The sequence below is a fragment of the Pseudomonas sp. GW822-FHT03F08 genome, assembly GCF_058801265.1.
Genome location: NZ_JBXANC010000003.1, coordinates 1 through 20,209, shown reverse-complemented (window position 1 = coordinate 20,209; position 20,209 = coordinate 1). Strand labels below are relative to the sequence as shown.

Below are 20,209 nucleotides of genomic sequence, written 5' to 3'. Positions count from 1 at the left end.
CATGCTGCCCCTGTGGATTGCCCTGCAATTTCTCAGCAGCCTGCCGATTCGTCTGCCGGGCATGCCGGCACCTGAACAACTCGGCCGCTCGCTGCTGTTTTATCCGCTGGTGGGATTGCTGTTCGGCGTAATTCTCTGGGCGCTGAACATTGCTCTGGCCGGCGCGCCCTTGTTGCTGCACGCGGCGCTGTTGCTGACGGTGTGGGTGCTGCTCAGCGGCGCGCTGCACCTTGATGGATTGGCGGACAGCGCCGATGCGTGGCTCGGCGGTTTCGGTGATCGCGAGCGTACGCTGACGATCATGAAGGATCCGCGCAGCGGGCCGATCGCGGTGGTGACGCTGGTGCTGGTGTTGCTGCTCAAGTACGCCGCGTTGCTGGCGTTGATCGAGCAAAAACAAGGCCTGGCGTTGATCATTGTGCCGCTACTTGGGCGGGCAGCACTGCTCGGACTGTTCCTCACGACAACCTATGTGCGGGCCGGCGGGTTGGGGCAGGCGCTGGCCGATCATCTGCCGCGCAAAACGGGTTGGCAGGTGCTGGCGATGAGTGCGGCGGCGTGCGTGTTGATTGCCGGGTTCAATGCTGTCGTGGCGCTGCTGCTTTCGGTCGTCGTATTCATCTGGCTGCGGCATTTGATGGTGCGGCGACTGGGCGGAACCACGGGCGATACGGCCGGCGCACTGCTGGAATTGCTGGAGATGTCAGTGCTGGTCGGGCTGGCCTTGTTTTGATAAGTAACTTTGATCTGTAACTTGATTTAACACAGTCGCGGGTATATACACGCATCATGCTTCCTTCTCAGTGTTTGTGCACCAACCTGCGTCGCGCCGCGCGTGGCGTCAGCAGGCATTACGACGGCGCTCTCGACGGCTTCGGGATCAACGTTGCCCAGTATTCTCTGCTGTGCAACCTGCAGCGTCTGGATCAACCGAGCATTTCCGAACTGGCCGAGGCCATGGGCCTGGATCGCAGCACCCTCGGACGCAATCTGCGGGTGCTGGAAGGCGAAGGTCTCGTGGCGCTGGCCGAAGGCGAAGACATGCGCAACCGCATCGTCCGGCTCACCGAAACCGGCGCACAACGCCTGGCAGCGGCCCTGCCGGCCTGGGAAGCGGCGCAACAGCGGTTGATCGACCGACTGGGTGCCGAGAAGCGTGAAACCTTGCTGCGGCTATTGGATGAACTGGCCTGAGGGCCGGTTTTTTCCGAATCTAAGCGGGTATATACCCGCGACTGGAGAATAACAATGAGTTCGATGTGGCGTACGTGCGGTTGGGTGTTGCTGGGGAGTGCGCTGATTCTGGCGTTGTCATTGGGCGTGCGGCACGGCTTCGGGCTGTTCCTGTCGCCGATGAGCGCCCAGTTCGGCTGGGGCCGTGAAGTGTTCGCCTTCGCCATCGCCTTGCAGAACCTGATCTGGGGTCTGGCGCAACCGTTCACTGGCGCACTGGCTGACCGTTTTGGCGCAGCGAAAGTGGTGCTGATCGGTGGCGTGCTCTACGCCTTGGGGCTGGTGTTCATGGGCCTGTCGGAAACAGCGTTGGGCCTGTCCCTGAGCGCCGGTTTGCTGATCGGTATCGGCCTGTCCGGCACGTCGTTCTCGGTGATCCTCGGTGTGGTCGGCCGCGCCGTACCGCCGGAGAAGCGCAGCATGGGCATGGGCATTGCCAGCGCCGCCGGCTCCTTTGGCCAGTTCGCCATGCTGCCCGGCACTCTCGGGCTGATCGGCTGGCTGGGCTGGTCTGCCGCGTTGCTGGTACTGGGTTTGCTGGTGGCGCTGATCGTGCCGCTGGTGAGCATGCTCAAGGACAAGCCACTGCCGGTGCTCGGACATGAACAAACCCTGTCCGAAGCCCTGCGCGAGGCCTGCTCGCACTCCGGGTTCTGGCTGCTGGCGTTCGGCTTCTTCGTCTGCGGTTTCCAGGTGGTGTTCATCGGCGTGCACCTGCCGGCCTATCTGGTCGACCAGCATCTGCCGGCGACCGTCGGCACTACCGTGCTGGCGTTGATCGGGTTGTTCAACATCTTCGGCACCTACACTGCCGGCTGGCTGGGCGGGCGCATGTCCAAGCCGCGTCTGCTGACCGGTTTGTACCTGCTGCGAGCGGTGGTGATCGGGCTGTTCCTGTGGCTGCCGGTGACGACGACCACGGCGTATCTGTTCGGCATGGCCATGGGTTTCCTGTGGCTGTCGACCGTGCCGTTGACCAACGGTACGGTGGCGACCTTGTTTGGCGTGCGAAACCTGTCCATGCTCGGTGGGATCGTGTTCCTGTTCCATCAGCTCGGCTCGTTCCTCGGCGGCTGGCTGGGCGGGGTGGTGTATGACCGTACCGGGAGTTATGACTTGATCTGGCAAGTGGCGATTCTCTTGAGCCTGTTGGCGGCTGCGCTGAACTGGCCGGTGCGCGAGCGCCCGGTCGAGCGTCTGCAAACCCACGCGAGCGCTGCATGAACGGCTACTGGCCTCGAATGCTGGCCATCGCAGTCGGTGCCGCGTTGCTGGCGCTGGTGTGGTGGGGCTGGCACCAGGGCGGCCTGGCGCTGATGCAGTTGGGCTTGGGCGCTTGCTTGTAGGCTTTGAGGGCGAGTAACGTCGGGTTCTGACGAATGCATCAAGGAAGCCCGACATGCTCAAGCGCTGGTGTGCTGTTCCCGCGTTGCTGATGGCGTTGACCGGACTGGCCCAGGCCGCGGACTGTCCGGAGCTGCTGCAAGGCTCGTTGCCCAAGTTGCGGGCCAAGGAATCCATCGACCTGTGCCAGCACTACGCCGACAAACCGCTGGTGGTGATCAATACTGCCAGCTTCTGTGGTTTCGCTCCGCAGTTCGAAGGCCTTGAAGCGCTCAATCAGCGCTACAAGGCGCAAGGGTTGGAGATGCTTGGCGTGCCCTCCAATGACTTCAAGCAGGAGTCCAAGGACAGTGCCGAGACTGCCAAGGTCTGCTACGCCAACTACGGCGTGACCTTCACTATGACCGAGCCACAGAAAGTCCGCGGTGACGGTGCCACCCACCTGTTCCAGGTACTGGCCGCGCAAAGCAGCGCGCCGAAGTGGAATTTCTACAAATACGTGGTCGACCGCCAGGGCAAGGTGATTGCCAATTTCTCCAGCCTGACCAAGCCTGACGATCCGGAGTTTTTGGCGGCCATCGAGAAAGCCATCGCGTCGAAGCCCCTGAAACCCTGATCGACGCCCACTAAAAAGCCCCGCCTCTGTCGAGAGAGCGGGGCTTTTTAGTGGGCGAGGGGTTAGCCTCGCCGTACAGCATCAGAAGCGGTAGGTTGCGCCAACACCGAAACCGTTTGCCGAGTTTTCATACTTGGAATCGTAGGTCTGACCGCGATCGTTCTCGTTGCGGATGCTGACTTTCTCTTCCTGCAGGTACGAGTAAGCGACGTCGATGGTCAGGTCTTCGGTCGGGCTCCAGCCGGCACCGATGCTGAAGATCGTACGGTCGCCGGTAGGGATGCGTGGCGAACGGTCGACGTTGTTGGTCGGCGACTGGTCGAAGGTCAGACCGGTGCGCAGTACCCATTCCTTGTTCAGCTGGTAGGACGTACCGATGGCGTATGCCCAGGTGTCATGCCAGTTCTGCTCTTCGGTGATCTCGCCGAACTGGCCAGCCAGTGCAGGTTGAACGCCGGAGTTCTTGACGGTGATCTTTTCCAGCTGGCTCCAACGGGTCCAGGTAGTACCGGCGTAGACGTTCCAGCGGTCGTTGATCGCCTGAGTGACCGAGAAGTCGACGGATTCAGGTGTGGTGATCTTCAGCGAAGCGTCGTACTTCTGGCTGGAGCTGAGGCCGGCCAGGGCCAGAGCGCCGTAGTTGACCTTGGTGTTGCCTTCGAGCTTGTAGTCGACTTTCGAGTGGTAAGTCAGACCCAGGCGAGTGGTGTCGGTCGCTTGTACCAGCACACCGATGTTGTAGCCCAGTGCAGTGTCGTCACCCTTGATCTTGACCTTGCCGTCCGGCAGGGCCTGAGTGATCGACAGGTTGGATTCCAGGGTGCCGTCGATACGGTTGATGGTCGGACCGAAGCCGATCGACACGACGTCGTTGAACTTGTAGCTGACAGTCGGCTGGAAGGTGATGACTTGTACTTCGGACTTGCTGCCGAAGTAACGGCCGGCAAAGCCTTTTTCATAGTCGGTAATCAGGCCGAAAGGTACGTAGACACCCAGGCCGAATGCCCAATGCTCGTCGATCGGCTTGACGTAGTAGCCCATAGGTACGGAGGTAAAGGGCACCATGTCGCCTTTGTTGCTGCCGCCGTTAGGGCTGGAGCGACCATCGCTGATATCGGTCTTGGCGTCGAGGAATGCAACACCACCGGTGACTTGTTCGCGCGTGATGCGCGACATGCCGGCAGGGTTGCCATAAACAGTGCTTGCGTCGTCGGCAGAAGAAGATCGCCCGGCGTACCCAGTCCCCATCCCGCTGATGCTGTGTTCGTTGATGGCAAAGCCAGCTGCGAAAATCTGGGTGGATGCCAAGGAAACGGCAAGGCTAAGGGTGGTTTTGAGCATTACTTTTTTCATTATTAGAACTCCTGGTGATCACCGGGGCGAAAATTACCAACATTTTCGTCCCAGCGCTATAGTCCGTATGGCTTGAGTTAGAGCGGTTTTGTAGGACAATCCGACCAGATTCGCGACCCGTTGGACGATCTTGCGAAACTGGCGAGTCAGCACGCGACCTGATTCAGCGGTGAAACACAGGTCTGCCATGCACAGGTGAAGTCACGCAGACGACCCTGGGGCTGAAAGGTCTGACGCCAGATACGCGCCATTCCCAGCAGGTCGTCCGGGTCGGGGAGGGTGGGATTCTGTTCTTCGACCAGCAGCCATGCGATGGCGGTGGCGTAACGCAGGTTGACGGTGAGTTCGAGGTGCGGGCCGCTGAGAAAGGCATGCTGGCTGGCGAGGCCGCGAACCAGGCTGGCGCGCTCCGGATCGAGCGCCAGATAATGATCCCAGAGCGCCTGGTGGCGATGCTCGGCAATCCGGTACAGGCCGTGGCCACGGCGGTCATGCAAGGCGGAACCCAGGGCGGACTGGCTGGCGGCGATGCCCAGCAGCAGGGATTCGGCGGTGGCGCAGTGACGTCCCAGATAAATCAGCGTTGGACGGATCACATAGCGGCACAGTTCGCTGGCAGCGATACCCATAAAACCCTCGGATCTTGTTATTGGGCGGCGAGACCTGAAGGGGAGCTTGGCAGCTGTGAATCGACTCAGGCCCGCCGGAAGCGGATCACGCCGCTTGAGTTGAAGTGTAGTGTCATATTCGCGACGTAAAGGCCTGTTTTTAAAATATTTCCGGCGAGCAGTTATAACCGTTATATCGGTTGGTGCTTAACCGTGAGCGGCAAAAAGAGAAACATCGGGCAATAAAAAGCCCCGCGTTTCAGGCGGGGCTTTTGCTTTTGCAGCCATTTCGGCCTCTCAGGCGATCAATGCCTGACGGGTGCGATCAATCACGGCCTGCAGCGGTTCGGCGCTGGAGTACTGATCGGGGTACAGACGCTCGCTGTGGCGGGCGATCCCGTGTTCATTGACCACGGTGAAGCTGAAGCAGCCTTTGCGAGCGGCCATGATCAGGCAGTTCATTGGAGCAAAAGCGTTGGTTAGGGTGCGAATGGCATCCTGAGTCTGGATTTGAGTAGACATAGTTATTAGGTGTTCCTACAAATGACACGGATAAGAACCGTGCAACGTTAAAACGTTCCAGTAACGTCGACCACCATTGGTCGAACGAAGAACCCGACTGGAACAAAGCAGCCAGTTTGAAGCGCTGATAAGTTGGCGCGCTTGGGCTGGCAGGTAGGTACTTAGGAGGGCAGGCAACACATCGAGGGCAAAGGTTCTGGGCCCGGGGTGAAGATCCTGATCAATTTGCAGGTTGGTTCGGTCAGAGTAAGTGGTCTTCGCAACACCCTTTGCATTCGATTCAAAGGCTGTGTCGTCGCAAGATTTACCTGGAAACCATCGAGGGGTCGGTCCCGCTTTGTCGGAGGAGGCTTCTCGGGGAGAAGGCTGACCGTGGGGTTTGTTCGACCGGAATTGACTTTCAGCTTGGTACTAACGCCGCGGATACTAACGGAACACTTCGAGGAAGGCAAACCTGATTTTTAAAAAGAACCAACAGACGGTGCCTCGAGCCCCGGCCCCGCCCCGATTTGGCTCACATTCCGACCGTCGGTCGTCGCAGAGGGCAAGCCGAACCCGCGAAGCGCAAGGGCTTATCCCCAACCCGGCTGCCAAAACGACCCGAAAAAGCGCACCGATATAACCGCGTAACAGGTACTTGTGCACATTAGTTGCGCGGACGGTAACGACGCTGTCACATCGATCCTGACCCCGGTGGCTGCCTGTAACGAAAGTTTAAGTCAATGAAAAACATCGCTTTTTTTTACTGGTGAAAAAATCGTCAGTTTGACTGCGGGCCCCATTCCACAAGGCTTTGCGGCGAGTCAGGGACGGTTGTCCACTGAGTTATCCACAGCTTCTGTGGATTGTCCCGAGCGCTTGCTCTAGCACGGGCGTGCCGGGTTTTTTTCGACTTTACCTGTGCGAAAAAAAGAGTAGAGTGGCGCGCCTTCCGATCTGTCCCACAGTGCTTTATGAAGTTTCGCTCAGCTCCAGATTCTGTTACCTCCCAACCCTCTCGTGTTACCGCTCCCAAGCGATTTTCCGTGCGCGTGGCCGAATGGCTGCTGGACAGCCCGCGCCTGGGCGACAGCCAGAACGCCAAGCACCTCGCCGGCCGCCTGCTCAAGCAACCGGCCCGGGAAGGCGTGGTCGCTGCACAAAGTCGCCTTGGCCAGTTGATGTGCCGTGAGTGCGGCAATGCCCGGGATCGTCGTATCGGCCAGGACCTGCTGCGTCAGGCTGCCCGTGCGGGTGATCGACGTGCGCAACAGGAACTCGGCCTGATCGAAGACTGAGCTGTCCAAGACCTGACGCCTTGGTTAACCTTCAGACTTTATCGGATCGGCGGGAATGACTATGGCGATGGACTTGACCAGCATCTTGCTCGGGTTGGCGGGCGCGGCCGTGCCGCTGCTGGCGCTGGCCTGGCAACTGCAGCGCCGGGCCAGTCATGGCGAGTCCGAAGTCGCGTTGCTCGAAGAACGACTGGCCATGGCACAAATGGCCCAGGACGGCCTCAACGCCCAGCTCGAAGCCAGTCGCGACGAAGTCGCCGACCTCGGCCAGGCCAATGCCTCCAAACAAGCGGATCTTGCGGCCGTGCGCCGGGAAGTCGAACTGTTGCAGATCGAGCGCGACGACGCCCGTGACGCCGCTCATGCCTGGAACCTCGAGCGCGCCAACAAGGAAGCCGAGCTGCGGCGCCTGGACGCTCAGGCGGCTTCACTGAGTGCCGAGTTGCGTGAGCAGCAGGAAAGCCATCAGCAGCGTCTCGATGACCTGCAAGGTTCCCGTGACGAGTTGCGCGCCCAGTTCGCCGAACTGGCCGGCAAGATCTTTGATGAACGTGAACAGCGTTTCGCCGAAACCAGCCAGCAGCGTCTCGGGCAGTTGCTCGACCCGCTGAAAGAACGCATCCAGTCCTTCGAAAAGCGTGTCGAGGAAAGCTATCAGGCTGAGGCCCGCGAGCGCTTCTCGCTGGCCAAGGAGCTTGAGCGCCTGCAGCAACTGAACCTGCGCTTGAGCGATGAAGCGACCAACCTGACCCGTGCCCTGAAAGGCCAGAAAACCCAGGGCAACTGGGGCGAGCTGATTCTGGAACGGGTGCTGGAACATGCCGGGCTGGAGAAGGGCCGCGAGTACCAGACCCAGGTCAACCTCAAGGGCCCGGACGGCGAGCGCTTTCAGCCGGATGTGATCATTTACCTGCCGGGCGATAAACAAGTGGTGGTCGACTCCAAGGTCAGCCTCACGGCGTACCAGCAATACGTGGCGGCCGATGACGATGCGATTGGCCAGATCGCCATGAAGCAGCACGTGCTGTCGCTGCGCAGCCACGTCAAAGGCCTGGCCGGCAAGGACTACAAGCGTCTGGAAGGGCTGCACAGCCTCGATTTCGTCTTGCTGTTCGTGCCCATCGAAGCGGCGTTTTCTGCGGCGTTGCAAGCCGAGCCGACGCTGTTCCAGGAAGCCTTCGACCGCAACATCGTGATCGTCAGCCCGACCACGCTGCTCGCCACCCTGCGGGTCATCGACAGCCTGTGGAAGCAGGAGCGCCAGAGCCAGAACGCCCGGGAAATCGCCGAGCGTGCCGGATGGCTGTACGACAAGTTCGTGTTGTTCATTCAGGATCTGGACGAAGTCGGTAATCGTCTGCAACAGCTGGACAAAGCCTACAGCGCAGCGCGAAACAAGCTGACAGAAGGGCGCGGCAACCTTGTCAGCCGCAGCGAGCAGCTCAAACTGCTCGGCGCACGGGCCAGCAAGAGCCTGCCGGCAGATCTGCTGGAACGCGCAATGACCGATGCCGACGGCTTGGTCGAGCTGCCTGAATAAGCGGCGTTGTCAGAGCGGCGCTTTTAGAGAGGCAAATAGCGACTCAACAACGCCCGCAACGCCGCCGGTTTCACCGGTTTGGCCAGGTAATCCAGCCCCGCCGCGTGCACCTGCGCCACGGTTTCCGGATGTCCGTCAGCGCTGATCACCACGCCGGGCACCGGTTCGCCCAGGCTCGTACGCAACCAGGCCATCAGATCGGTGCCGGTCTCACCGTGGTCGAGGTGGAAATCCACCAGCGCCAGTTGCGGCCGCACCCCATCGTTGAGCAGGGCCGCGCATTCCTCGCGGTTGCGCGCCGTCCACACCTGACAACCCCAGCGCGTGAGCAGGCTGTTCATGCCGATCAGAATGCTGTCTTCGTTGTCGATGCACAGCACCTGCGCGCCGCTGTGCAACTTGCCGTTGAGTTCGACCGCAGCGCTCGGCTGGGCAGTCTGCGTGCGGGCCAGCGGCACCCGCACACTGAACACGCTGCCGCGCCCCGGCCATGAACGCACACGCAAGGTATGCCCGAGCACCCGGCACAAGCCGTCGGCAATCGCCAGGCCCAGGCCCAGGCCTTTCTCGGCGCGGGTCTGATGGCTGTCGAGGCGTTTGAATTCCTCGAAAATCACTTGTTGCTTGTCTTCCGGAATCCCCGGCCCGCGATCCCAGACCTCCAGGCAAACCTCGCCCTGACGCCGACGCACGCCCAGCAACACCGGACCTTTGGCGTAGCGGAAGGCATTGGTGAGGAAGTTTTGCAGGATCCGCCGTAGCAGTTTGATGTCGCTGTCGATGCGCAAATGACTGCCGCGCACCCGGAAATTCAGGCCCTGTTCCTGCGCCAGCGCCTTGAACTCCGCGCCGAGAATATCGAACAGCTCATTGACCGCGAACGGCTTGCGATCCGGGTTGATCTTGCCGTTTTCCAAGCGGGAAATGTCCAGCAGGTCGCTGATCAGGTCTTCGGCCGAACGCAGCGAACTGTCCAGGTGCTGCACCAGTTTCTGCGCTTCGCCGCTCAAGCCGTCGTCCTGATGGGAGAGGGCGGCGGAGAACAGCCGCGCGGCGTTCAATGGCTGCATCAAGTCGTGGCTGACTGCCGCTAGGAAGCGGGTTTTTGACTGGTTGGCCGCTTCGGCATTGCCCTTGGCTTCGGTCAGCGCGACGTTGAGTTGTGACAGTTCCTGAGTCCGTTCGCTGACCCGTTGTTCCAGCCCTTCGTTGGCCTCGGTCAGCGCCTGCTCGGCTTCGCGGAACGCGGTGATGTCGGTGAAGCTCATGACGAAACCGCCACCGGGCATCGGGTTGCCGATCAGCTCGATCACCCGGCCGTTGGGGAACAGTCGTTCAGACGTGTGGGCGCGGCCCTGACGCATCCAGTGCAGGCGGCGGGCGACGTGGACTTCCGCTTCGCCGGGGCCACACAAGCCGCGTTCGGCGTTGTAGCGAATGATGTCGGCGATCGGCCGGCCGACGCTGATCAAACCGTCCGGGTAGTTGAACAGCTCCAGATAGCGCCGGTTCCAGGCCACCAGTTTCAGCGACTGATCGACCACGCTGATGCCCTGCGTGATGTTCTCGATGGCGCCTTGCAGCAGCGCGCGGTTGAACTGCAACACTTCCGAGGCTTCGTCGGCGATCCGGACGACGTCCTCCAGCTGCATTTCCCGACCTTCGATGGCGGCTTTTACTACAGCCCGTGTCGAAGACGCGCCGAGGACACCGGCCAGCAATCGCTCGGTGTGAGCGATCCATTCACCGTCGGCGTTCTGGTTCGGGTTGAAGCCCTTGCCTTGGCGATAAGCGAAGCGGATGAAGCTCTGCCGCGCACGTTCTTCACCGACAAACCGTGCCGCCAGTTGCAGCAAGTCGTCGATCTGCACCGCCAGCATCGAGCGTGCGCTCGGCCTGGCACTGATTTCCTGACCGATGAAACGCCCGGCCTGCCAGTGTTCCGACACCCGGGTGCGCGACAACACCGAGACCCAGGCGAACAACGTGAAGTTACCCGCCAACGACAGCACCACGCCTTGGGTCAGCGGGGTGATCGGCAGGTTCAGCGGGTTGCTGTGCAGCCAGGCCAGGCCGGGGAACGTGTCCAGCGACCAACCGAGACTGCGGGCGGCAATCGGCAAGATCAGGGTGTAGAACCACAGGAATGTGCCGGCGGCGAGACCGGCGAACACGCCTCGGCGGTTGGCCTGTTTCCAGTACAGCGCGCCGAGCATGGCCGGTGCCAGTTGGGTCACGGCGGCGAAGGCAATCTGGCCGATGGTTGCCAGGCTCGCGGTGGAGCCAAGCAGGCGGTAGCTGACGTAAGCCAGCAACAGAATGACCACGATGCTGACCCGGCGCACCGAGAGCATCCACTGACGGAACACTTCGAACGGCCGCTCGGCATTGTTACGCCGCAACAGCCACGGCAACAGCATGTCGTTGGAGACCATAGTCGACAGCGCCACACTCGCCACGATCACCATGCCGGTGGCCGCCGAGGCGCCGCCAATGAACGCCAGCATCGCCAGCGCCGGGTGGGCCTGGGCCAATGGAAGGCTGATGACGAAAGAGTCCGGGATGACGGAGCTGGGCAACATCATCTGACCGGCCAGGGCGATAGGGACTACAAACAGCGCTGCCAACGCGAGATAGGCCGGGAACACCCATTTGGCCAGACGCAGGTCCTGCGGATCGATGTTTTCCACCACGGTGACGTGGAATTGCCGGGGCAGGCAGATGATCGCCATCATCGCCACGCCGGTCTGCACCACCATCGACGGCCAGTTGATCGTTTCTTTCCAGTATTCCTCAAGGCGCGGGGCGAGCATTGCCTGATTGAACAGGTCGTCGAAGCCGTCATACAGGCCATAAGTGACGAAGGCGCCGACGGCGAGGAAGGCGAACAACTTCACCAGCGACTCGAACGCAATCGCCAGCACCATGCCCCGGTGGTGCTCGGTGGCGTCGAGGTTGCGCGTGCCGAAAACAATGGTGAACAGCGCCAGCACCAGAGACACGATCAGCGCCGTGTCCTGGGCGCGGGTGCCCATGGCGTCGGCACCGGCACCGATCAGCAGGTTTACGCCGAGGACAATGCCTTTGAGTTGCAAGGCTATATAAGGGAGAACGCCGACCAGACAGATCAGCGCAACCACCACCGCCAGCGATTGGGATTTGCCATAACGGGCGGCGATGAAGTCGGCAATGGAGGTGATGTTCTCCTGCTTGCTGATCATCACCATTTTTTGCAGGACCCACGGCGCGCCCAGCAACAGCAGGATCGGCCCGAGGTAGATCGGCAGAAATGACCACAACTGTTCGGCCGCCTGACCGACCGCGCCGAAGAACGTCCAGCTGGTGCAGTAGACCGCCAGCGACAGGCTGTACACCCAGGCACGCATCCGCGGCGGCAACGGCGCGCTGCGACGGTCGCCGTAGAAGGCGATGGCGAACATGATGGCCATATAGGCCAGGGCGACGGCGGCGATCAGCCCGCTGGACAACGACATGGAGCACTCCCGACAAAATACGACCGGACTCGCGCCCGGCCAGACAGTCTCGCATGTGCGCGGCGGTTAGTCAGTGTCGACCAAGGTCGTGGCGTGGCGGGGTGTCGCAGGCGCAGAACCGGGCGGTTCTGCGCTGTCAGTCCTGGCGCAGCGCGATGTCGATCAGCCGGTGCAGTTCTTCGACTTCCAGCGGCGCCACGGCAAACAGGATGCGGAACACCGTTGGCGAAACCACCAGGTTGATCAGGTGATCCACGCTCGGTGGCGACTGATCCGGGAAGCGATCGACAATGGTCTGCAACTGATCGGCAATGATCGCGATGCAGAATCCCGGTGTCGCGCTGGCCTGCACGTCGCGCATGACATTGCGCCCCGGCTCGGAACTCATTTCGTCCAGATACTGCTCGGCCCAAGCGCGGATATCGCCGCGCAGGCTGCCGGTTTCCAGCGGATCGCTTTCAGGACGCAGGCGGGCGAGGGCGACGTCGGCGAGCAGCGCCGACAGATCGCCCCAGCGCCGATAAATGGTCGAGGGCGTGACCCCGGCCCGCGCGGCAATCTGCGGAACGGTCACGGTGGAGCGCTCCTGCTCTTCGAGGAGTGCGCGCACGGCGCCGTGAATCGATTCCTGTACCCGGGCGCTTCGGCCGCCGGGACGGCTACTTTCTTTAATAGGCATGTGCCAGACCTTAACACAAAGAATTTGCTTTAAGCGCAAGTCGGGAGCACACTCCGCAAAAGCAAAAAAATAGCTTTTAAGGAGTATGTCCATGACCCGCCTTGCTTCCAACCGTTCCAGCCTGTGGTTTCTGGCGATCACCTTACTCAGTTTTCTCGCCGCTTCCACCGTGCCGACGCCGTTGTATCACCTGTACCAGGATCACCTGCATTTCTCGGCGGCGGTGCTGACCCTGATTTTCGGCGTTTACGCGCTGAGTCTGCTGGCCGCGCTGCTGACGGTCGGTTCGCTGTCGGATCACCTGGGCCGCAAACCGGTGATTTTCACCGCCGTGGTCCTGAATGCCGTGGCGATGCTGCTGTTTGTCTACGCCGACAGCGTGGGCTGGCTGATCGGCGCGCGGGTGCTGCAAGGGTTTGCCACTGGCATGGCCACTGCCGTGTTGAGCGCGACACTGCTGGACACCGATCGCCAGCAAGGGCCGCTGATCAACAGCGTCGCGCCGTTGCTCGGCATGGCGCTCGGTGCGATGGGTTGCGGTTTGCTGGCGGAATTCGCGCCCGCGCCACTGCAACTGACCTATTGGCTGCTGCTCGTGCTGTTTGTGTTGCAGGGGATCTATGTCTGGCGCTTGCCGGAAAGCGTCTCGCCGCAAGCGGGGGCCTGGGCCTCGTTGCGGCCGACCCTGCATGTGCCGGTTCAGGCGCGTTCGACGCTGTGGCGAGTGTTGCCGCTGAACACCGCGACCTGGGCGCTCGGCGGATTTTATGCCTCGCTGGCCCCGTCACTGGTGCGCACGGCGACCGGTTCCACCTCCAATCTGATCGGCGGCGCGACTGTGGCGGCGTTGACCGTGACCGGTGCGCTGATGATTTTCACCTTGCGTAACCGTCCAGCCTCCCGGGCACTGCAACTTGGCGCAAGCCTGTTGCCGGCCGGCATCGTGCTGATTCTGTTGGGGGTGCACAGCGCCAGTCTGTCACTGTTCTTTTTCGGCACGCTGGTCGCCGGTTGTGGATTTGGCTCCGGTTTTCTCGGTGCGGTGCGCAGTCTGGTGCCGCTGGCGTTGCCCCATGAACGGGCCGGGTTGATGTCGGCATTTTATGTGCTGAGTTACCTGGCGTTCTGCCTGCCGGCATTGCTGGCCGGGCACTTCACCCACAGCCTGGGCCTGCTGGCCACCACCGATGTGTATGGTGCGGTGCTGATCGTGCTGGCAGTCGGCGCGCTGCTGATGAGTTTCCGTCCACAAGCGGCCAAGACCTGTAGCGCGCCATAAGCCGGCGGATTCGGTTAGCCTTGGCCAGCCCATTCTTCTCACGGATCGATTCATGAAGATTATCCGCAGCAAGACCTTCACTGCCGAGCGTGCCTGGGGCGCGCTCGACATCGCCAACATGAACGGCATCACCACGCGATTGCACTGGACTGATCAGCCGTACAAATGGCACGTCAACGATGGCGAGGAAGTGTTCGTGGTGCTCGACGGTCAGGTGCTCATGCACTACCGCGAAGCAGGCGAGGAAAAGCAGGTGCAGCTCGATGTCGGTGACATCTTCTACGCGTCCATCGGCACGGAGCATGTTGCTCATCCGCAAGGCGCTGCGCGGATTCTGGTGATTGAAACCGAAGGCAGCGTCTGACTGCATATCTACAAAACAGATAACAGTTAGAGATATTACCCGTTATATAGATATTCGATTCGGTTCTACCATGGGCTCAACCTCACCTGAGGACAGGAGTTCATGATGACTTGCCCCAACAGTGCCAAACCCGGCATCAAGCCTTTCAGCCAGCTTCAGCATCCGCGTGAAGTGATCCGTCAATTCACACCGAACTGGTTCGCCGCGACCATGGGTACCGGCGTGCTGGCGTTGGCGCTGGCACAACTGCCTTTCGCCATCCCGGGGCTGCACGCCGTGGCCGAAGGGTTGTGGATGTTCAACATTCTGTTGTTCGTGCTGTTTACCGCTGCCTACACCGCGCGCTGGATTCTGTTCTTCGACGAAGCGCGGCGGATTTTCGGGCACTCCACGGTTTCGATGTTCTTCGGCACCATTCCCATGGGCCTGGCGACCATCATCAACGGTTTTCTGTTGTTCGGTCTGCCGCGCTGGGGCGACGGTGTGATTCACCTCGCCGAAGTGCTGTGGTGGCTGGACGTGGCGATGTCGCTGGCCTGCGGTGTGCTGATTCCCTACATGATGTTCACCCGCCAGGAACACAGCATCGATCAGATGACCGCTGTCTGGCTGTTGCCGGTGGTGGCGGCAGAAGTGGCGGCAGCCAGCGGCGGACTGCTGGCGCCGCATCTGGCCGACGCGCACTTGCAACTGGTGGTGCTGGCGACGAGCTACGTGCTCTGGGCCTTTTCCCTACCCGTGGCGTTCAGCATTCTGACCATCCTGCTGTTGCGCATGGCCCTGCACAAACTGCCCCACGAAAACATGGCGGCTTCGAGCTGGCTCGCTCTGGGGCCGATCGGCACCGGTGCCCTGGGCATGTTGCTGCTGGGCGGGGATGCGCCGGCGATCTTCGCGGCCAATGGCATGCCGGGCATCGGTGAAATCGCTTCGGGCCTGGGCCTGATAGCAGGGATCACGCTCTGGGGCTTTGGCTTGTGGTGGATGTTGATGGCGCTGCTGATCACCGTGCGTTACCTGCGCGACGGCATCCCGTTCAACCTTGGCTGGTGGGGATTTACCTTCCCGTTGGGCGTGTATTCGCTGGCGACCCTGAAATTGAGCAGCACCTTGAACCTGACGTTCTTCAGCGTGGCCGGTTGTGTGCTGGTGACGTTGCTGGCAGTGATGTGGCTGATCGTCGGCAAGCGCACGCTGCAAGGCGCATGGCGCGGCGAGCTGTTTGTTTCACCGTGCATTGCAGGTTTGAAGAAATAACCTGAAAAGTTTAGGTAAGGTGTGGCCTGGATCGCGGATCGACATTCCAATAAGCGTATCCAGGCCACTCGCTACCCAACATCAGGGACACACGGAAGATGAGTCACCCCTCACAGTTCAACCTGCTGCGTACCCGGCGCTTCCTGCCGTTTTTCATCACCCAGTCGCTGGGCGCGTTCAACGACAACGTGTTCAAGCAGTCGCTGATCCTCGCCATTCTCTATCGGCTGACCATCGAAGGTGACCGTTCGATCTGGGTCAACCTGTGTGCGTTGCTGTTTATTCTGCCGTTCTTCCTGTTTTCGGCGCTGGCCGGACAGTTCGGAGAAAAGTTCGCCAAGGATGCGCTGATCCGTCTGATCAAACTGGCGGAAATCGCCATCATGGCGGTGGGATCGGTCGGCTTCCTGTTCGACCACTTGTCGCTGATGCTGGTGGCGCTGTTCGCCATGGGCACACACTCGGCGCTGTTCGGGCCAGTGAAGTACTCGATCCTGCCGCAGGCCTTGCACGAGGATGAACTGGTCGGCGGCAACGGTCTGGTGGAAATGGGCACGTTCCTGGCGATCCTGGCCGGCACCATTGGTGCCGGGGTCATCATGTCCTCGTCGCACTATGCGCCACTGGTGTCGACCGCAATTGTCGGTATCGCCGTACTCGGTTACCTCGCCAGCCGCAGCATTCCCCGCGCGGCGGCCGCTTCTCCGGAAATGCGCCTGAACTGGAACATTTTCAGCCAGTCCTGGGCCACGCTGAAACTCGGGTTGGGCCAGACGCCGGCGGTGTCGCGCTCGATTGTCGGCAACTCGTGGTTCTGGTTTGTCGGGGCGATTTATCTGACACAGATCCCGGCCTACGCCAAGGAATGGATGCACGGCGATGAAACCGTGGTCACCTTGATTCTCACGGTGTTTTCGGTCGGCATCGCCCTCGGCTCCATGCTTTGCGAGAAACTTTCCGGGCGCAAGGTCGAGATCGGTCTGGTGCCGTTCGGTTCGTTTGGCCTGACGGTTTTCGGGCTGTTGCTGTGGTGGCATTCCGGTGGTATTCCGGAGAGCGCCGTTGGCCATAGCTGGACTGAAGTGCTGGGCTTCGGCCACGCCTGGGCGGTACTGGTCGACATCCTCGGCCTTGGCATCTTTGGCGGTTTCTACATTGTGCCGCTGTATGCGTTGATCCAGTCGCGCACCGCCGAGAACGAGCGGGCGCGGGTGATTGCGGCCAACAACATTCTCAACGCGCTGTTCATGGTGATTTCGGCCATCGTTTCCATCGTGTTGTTGAGTGTGGTCAAACTGTCGATTCCACAGCTGTTCCTGGTGGTGTCGCTGCTCAACATCGGCGTCAACGCCTACATCTTCAAGATCGTCCCCGAGTTCAGCATGCGTTTCATGATCTGGCTGCTCAGCCATTCCATGTACCGCGTCGAGCATCGCAACCTTGAAGCGATTCCCGATGAGGGCGCGGCGTTGCTGGTGTGCAACCACGTTTCGTTCGTCGATGCGTTGCTGATTGGCGGCGCGGTGCGTCGGCCGATTCGCTTTGTCATGTACTACAAGATCTACAACCTGCCGGTGCTGAACTTTATCTTCCGTACGGCGGGCACCATTCCTATCGCCGGACGCCAGGAAGACATCCAGATCTACGAAAAGGCTTTCACCCGGATAGCCCAGTATCTGAAGGACGGTGAGCTTGTCTGCATCTTCCCCGAAGGCAAGTTGACTGCCGATGGCGAGATCAACGAGTTCAAGGGCGGGCTGACGCGGATTCTCGAAGAGACACCGGTGCCGGTGATTCCGCTGGCGTTGCAGGGGTTGTGGGGGAGTTTCTTCAGCCGCGATCCCAAGAAAGGGCTTTTTCACCGTTTGTGGTCGCGGGTAACGCTGGTCGCGGGTTCGCCGGTGGCGGTCGAGGCGGCGCAGCCTGCCGAGTTGCAGGCGTTGGTGGGAGAGTTGCGCGGGACCGTCAGATAGTTGTTTGTGAAGCCGCCATCACCGATACATCGGTGATGGCGGCAACAGCTCAGGCGCTGACCTTGAGCCCGATCAATCCGGTGATGATCAGTGCAACGCTGGCCAGCCGAATCAATGCCATCGACTCGCCAAACAGAATGATCCCGGCAATCACTGTGCCCACGGCGCCAACGCCAGTCCAGATCGCATAAGCCGTGCCCAGCGGCAGTTCTTTCATCGCCAGACCCAGCAGGCCAAGACTGACAGCCATGGCCGCGACGGTGAGAACAGTGGGCAGCGGACGGCTGAAACCATCGGTGTATTTGAGGCCGACGGCCCAGCCGACTTCGAACAGGCCGGCGAAAAACAGAATGATCCAGGACATGAAAGACCTCCATCGATTGACGGGGCCGTCCCCAGATTGAAAACTCGATTGAGCCGCAGGGTCGTCCCCGCGTGGCGCACATACTACCTAAAATTGTGCGCCGCGCATTGATCCGGGCTCAGTCGGCTGCCTGTTGGGCCAACGTTTCACGGTCTTCCTTTTCGCTCATTCGGCGGAAGTACGTCGACAGCAGCGCCCCGGAAATGTTGTGCCACACGCTGAACAGCGCGCTCGGCACCGCCGCCAGTGGCGAAAAGTGCGCACTGGCCAACGCAGCGCCGAGCCCGGAGTTCTGCATGCCGACCTCCAGCGCCAGGGACTTGCGCTGAGCCAGCGGCAAACCGAACAGACGCCCGGTGAAGTAACCCAGCAAATAGCCGAAGCTGTTGTGCAGCATCACCACCGCCATGATCAGCAGGCCGGATTCGGCGATTTTTGCCTGACTGGCGGCAACCACGGCGGCGACGATGATCACGATGCTGACCACTGACACCAGCGGCAATACTTCCACCGCATGCCGAACCTTGTCGCCAAGCAGTCGCTGCGCCACCACGCCGAGGATGATCGGCAGCAGCACTACTTGCAGGATCGACCAGAACAATTCCATGAACGAAACCGGCAACCACGCGGAGGCCAGCAGCCAGATCAGCGCCGGTGTCAGCAGCGGGGCGAGGAGGGTGGTGACGGCGGCGATGGCCACTGACAATGCCAGATCGCCCCGGGCCAGCCAGGTCATGACGTTCGAGGACGTGCCGCTCGGGCAGCAACCGACCAGAATCACCCCGACGGCGATTTCCGGCGGCAGGTGAAAAACCTGGCAAAGCAACCATGCCATCCCCGGCATGATCACGAAATGCGCAACCACGCCCAGCGCCACGCGCCATGGGTGGCGGGCGACGGCGGCGAAGTCGTCGAGTTTGAGGGTCAGGCCCATGCCGAACATCACCAGCCCTAGCAGCGGCACGATTGCGCCTTTCAGACCGAGGAACCAGGCCGGTTGCAGAAACGCGACCACGGCGAAAATCAGAACCCAGTAAGCGAAGGTGTTGCCGACAAAACGACTCAGTGCAGCCAGTGCGCGCATGGCCTATTCCTTATTATGTGAAAACGCCACCGAAGCGGTGGCGTTTGAAGATAACTCAAAGACTGCGCAGAGGCTTAGATCCCCTGCGGCGTCTCTTCACCACCCAGCGCTTCGACCAGCGCCGGCAGGAAGTCGCCGAACGTCAGCATCATCAGGGTGAAGCTGGCGTCCAGTTGACCGAGGGCTTCGTCGCCGCCGTCCTGTTCCGCCTGATCCTGCAACAGATCTTCGAACTTCAGGCGTTTGACGGTCATCTTGTCGTCGAGCATGAATGACAGTTTGTCCTGCCAGGCCAGCGACAGTTGAGTCACCACTTTGCCGGTGCTCAGGTGCAGCTGGATTTCTTCGCTGGTCAGGTCCTGACGCTTGCAACGCACGATGCCGCCATCTTCGTGGGTGTCGCGCAGTTCGCACTCGTCCAGGACGAAGAAGTCCGGAGCGGCTTGCTGGGTGGTGACCCATTCGGTCATCACGGCAGTCGGTGCGGTTTTCACGGTCAGCGGACGAACCGGCAGGGTGCCGATCACTTCACGCAGGGTGGAAAGCAGGTCTTCGGCGCGTTTCGGGCTCGCCGAGTTGACCAGAATCAGGCCTTGCTTCGGCGCGATGGCGGCGAAGGTCGACGAGCGGCGGATGAAGGCGCGCGGCAGGAACGCCTGGATGATTTCATCCTTGATCTGATCGCGTTCCTTCTTATAGACCTTGCGCATCTGCTCGGCTTCGATCTCTTCGACCTTTTCCTTGACCGCGTCGCGCACGACGCTGCCCGGCAGAATGCGTTCTTCCTTACGGGCGGAGATCAGCAGGAAGTCACCGCTGACGTGCACCAGTGGTGCATCTTCGCCCTTGCCGAACGGCGCGACGAAACCGTAGGTGGTCAACTCCTGGCTTGCACATGGACGCGCCAGTTTGGTGGCCAGTGCAGTTTCCAGCGCCTCGGCATCGACAGGCAGGTCTTGGGTCAGGCGATAGATAAGCAGGTTCTTGAACCACATGGGGTGAGTCTCTCCTTTATACAAAGGGGGGCATTATTGTCTTCGCCGGGTCATAGGCCAACCCTTCTCTAAGCCTTTGGAAGGCCTGAGAAAATTAATTAAAAAAGTGCTTGCCAGAGGTTGGGTCGCTCCGTAGAATGCGCGCCACACCGAAGCGAAGGGTGATTAGCTCAGCTGGGAGAGCGTCTGCCTTACAAGCAGAATGTCGGCGGTTCGATCCCGTCATC

Annotated in this window: 19 protein-coding genes; 11 read left to right on the top strand and 8 right to left on the bottom strand. The window is 60.9% G+C overall.

From position 1 onward, the window contains the following. Window position 1: 1 nt before the first annotated feature. Genes AC1RME_RS07280 through AC1RME_RS07260 form a run of 5 tightly spaced genes read left to right on the top strand, consistent with a single transcriptional unit; the run spans window position 2 to window position 3,193 of the window. On the top strand, window positions 2-733 hold the full coding sequence (locus AC1RME_RS07280) for an adenosylcobinamide-GDP ribazoletransferase (RefSeq protein WP_493090874.1): 732 nt from the start codon (window positions 2-4) through the stop codon (window positions 731-733). A 56-nt stretch (window positions 734-789) separates the two neighbouring features. Beyond that, window positions 790-1,194: a MarR family winged helix-turn-helix transcriptional regulator gene (locus AC1RME_RS07275; protein ID WP_007950413.1), complete on the top strand. Its 405-nt coding sequence runs from the start codon at window positions 790-792 to the stop codon at window positions 1,192-1,194. Between the two features lie 54 nt (window positions 1,195-1,248). Then, a complete protein-coding gene (locus AC1RME_RS07270; protein ID WP_096823001.1) occupies window positions 1,249-2,457 on the top strand; it encodes an MFS transporter in 1,209 nt (402 codons plus the stop codon). Continuing rightward, the gene (locus AC1RME_RS07265; protein ID WP_255261977.1) at window positions 2,454-2,579 is read left to right on the top strand and encodes a hypothetical protein; all 126 of its coding nucleotides are present in this window, start codon (window positions 2,454-2,456) and stop codon (window positions 2,577-2,579) included. Before AC1RME_RS07270 ends, AC1RME_RS07265 begins: the two co-directional genes overlap by 4 nt. Before the next feature lie 53 nt (window positions 2,580-2,632). Continuing rightward, the gene (locus tag AC1RME_RS07260) at window positions 2,633-3,193 is read left to right on the top strand and encodes a glutathione peroxidase (RefSeq protein ID WP_096823002.1); all 561 of its coding nucleotides are present in this window, start codon (window positions 2,633-2,635) and stop codon (window positions 3,191-3,193) included. Window positions 3,194-3,274: 81 nt separating this feature from the next. Here the strand turns inward: AC1RME_RS07260 and AC1RME_RS07255 are convergent, their stop codons facing one another. The 3 genes from AC1RME_RS07255 to AC1RME_RS07245 form a co-directional block, all read right to left on the bottom strand. Then, window positions 3,275-4,546, bottom strand: coding sequence for an OmpP1/FadL family transporter (locus AC1RME_RS07255; RefSeq protein ID WP_096823003.1), 1,272 nt, complete (start codon window positions 4,544-4,546; stop codon window positions 3,275-3,277). Between the two features lie 146 nt (window positions 4,547-4,692). After that, window positions 4,693-5,175, bottom strand: coding sequence for a hypothetical protein (locus AC1RME_RS07250; protein ID WP_085732306.1), 483 nt, complete (start codon window positions 5,173-5,175; stop codon window positions 4,693-4,695). Between the two features lie 276 nt (window positions 5,176-5,451). After that, window positions 5,452-5,676 carry a hypothetical protein gene (locus tag AC1RME_RS07245; protein WP_007950419.1) on the bottom strand — a complete coding sequence of 75 codons (225 nt, stop codon included), beginning with the start codon at window positions 5,674-5,676 and terminating at the stop codon, window positions 5,452-5,454. 953 nt (window positions 5,677-6,629) lie between these two features. Here AC1RME_RS07245 and AC1RME_RS07240 point away from each other — a divergent pair. Together AC1RME_RS07240 and AC1RME_RS07235 are read left to right on the top strand one after the other, a co-directional pair. After that, window positions 6,630-6,953: an SEL1-like repeat protein gene (locus tag AC1RME_RS07240; RefSeq protein ID WP_096823004.1), complete on the top strand. Its 324-nt coding sequence runs from the start codon at window positions 6,630-6,632 to the stop codon at window positions 6,951-6,953. Window positions 6,954-7,128: 175 nt separating this feature from the next. Beyond that, on the top strand, window positions 7,129-8,493 hold the full coding sequence (locus AC1RME_RS07235) for a DNA recombination protein RmuC (protein WP_176504913.1): 1,365 nt from the start codon (window positions 7,129-7,131) through the stop codon (window positions 8,491-8,493). Window positions 8,494-8,516: 23 nt separating this feature from the next. On the opposite strand, the gene AC1RME_RS07230 is transcribed toward AC1RME_RS07235, so the two are convergent. Both AC1RME_RS07230 and AC1RME_RS07225 read right to left on the bottom strand, forming a co-directional pair. Continuing rightward, window positions 8,517-11,987, bottom strand: coding sequence for a hybrid sensor histidine kinase/response regulator (locus AC1RME_RS07230; RefSeq protein WP_096823006.1), 3,471 nt, complete (start codon window positions 11,985-11,987; stop codon window positions 8,517-8,519). A gap of 136 nt (window positions 11,988-12,123) precedes the next feature. Continuing rightward, window positions 12,124-12,666 (bottom strand): TetR/AcrR family transcriptional regulator, encoded by a 543-nt coding sequence (locus tag AC1RME_RS07225; RefSeq protein WP_096823007.1) that lies wholly within the window; start codon window positions 12,664-12,666, stop codon window positions 12,124-12,126. Window positions 12,667-12,757: 91 nt separating this feature from the next. Between AC1RME_RS07225 and AC1RME_RS07220 the strand changes: the two genes are divergently transcribed. The 4 genes from AC1RME_RS07220 (at window position 12,758) to AC1RME_RS07205 (ending at window position 17,539) form a co-directional block, all read left to right on the top strand. Continuing rightward, on the top strand, window positions 12,758-13,945 hold the full coding sequence (locus AC1RME_RS07220; protein ID WP_493090871.1) for an MFS transporter: 1,188 nt from the start codon (window positions 12,758-12,760) through the stop codon (window positions 13,943-13,945). A 52-nt stretch (window positions 13,946-13,997) separates the two neighbouring features. Further along, on the top strand, window positions 13,998-14,309 hold the full coding sequence (locus tag AC1RME_RS07215; RefSeq protein WP_249484214.1) for a cupin domain-containing protein: 312 nt from the start codon (window positions 13,998-14,000) through the stop codon (window positions 14,307-14,309). 105 nt (window positions 14,310-14,414) lie between these two features. Continuing rightward, entirely contained in the window at window positions 14,415-15,566 is a 1,152-nt protein-coding gene (locus AC1RME_RS07210; protein ID WP_493090869.1) for a TDT family transporter, read from the top strand. Between the two features lie 98 nt (window positions 15,567-15,664). Beyond that, window positions 15,665-17,539, top strand: coding sequence for an MFS transporter (locus tag AC1RME_RS07205; protein ID WP_192560132.1), 1,875 nt, complete (start codon window positions 15,665-15,667; stop codon window positions 17,537-17,539). A gap of 49 nt (window positions 17,540-17,588) precedes the next feature. On the opposite strand, the gene sugE is transcribed toward AC1RME_RS07205, so the two are convergent. The 3 genes from sugE to rdgC form a co-directional block, all read right to left on the bottom strand. After that, the gene (sugE, locus tag AC1RME_RS07200; RefSeq protein ID WP_085732315.1) at window positions 17,589-17,903 is read right to left on the bottom strand and encodes a quaternary ammonium compound efflux SMR transporter SugE; all 315 of its coding nucleotides are present in this window, start codon (window positions 17,901-17,903) and stop codon (window positions 17,589-17,591) included. Window positions 17,904-18,021: 118 nt separating this feature from the next. Further along, the gene (locus tag AC1RME_RS07195) at window positions 18,022-18,987 is read right to left on the bottom strand and encodes a bile acid:sodium symporter family protein (RefSeq protein WP_493090867.1); all 966 of its coding nucleotides are present in this window, start codon (window positions 18,985-18,987) and stop codon (window positions 18,022-18,024) included. Window positions 18,988-19,061: 74 nt separating this feature from the next. Beyond that, entirely contained in the window at window positions 19,062-19,982 is a 921-nt protein-coding gene (rdgC, locus tag AC1RME_RS07190; RefSeq protein WP_007950430.1) for a recombination-associated protein RdgC, read from the bottom strand. Between the last annotated feature and the right edge of the window lie 227 nt (window positions 19,983-20,209).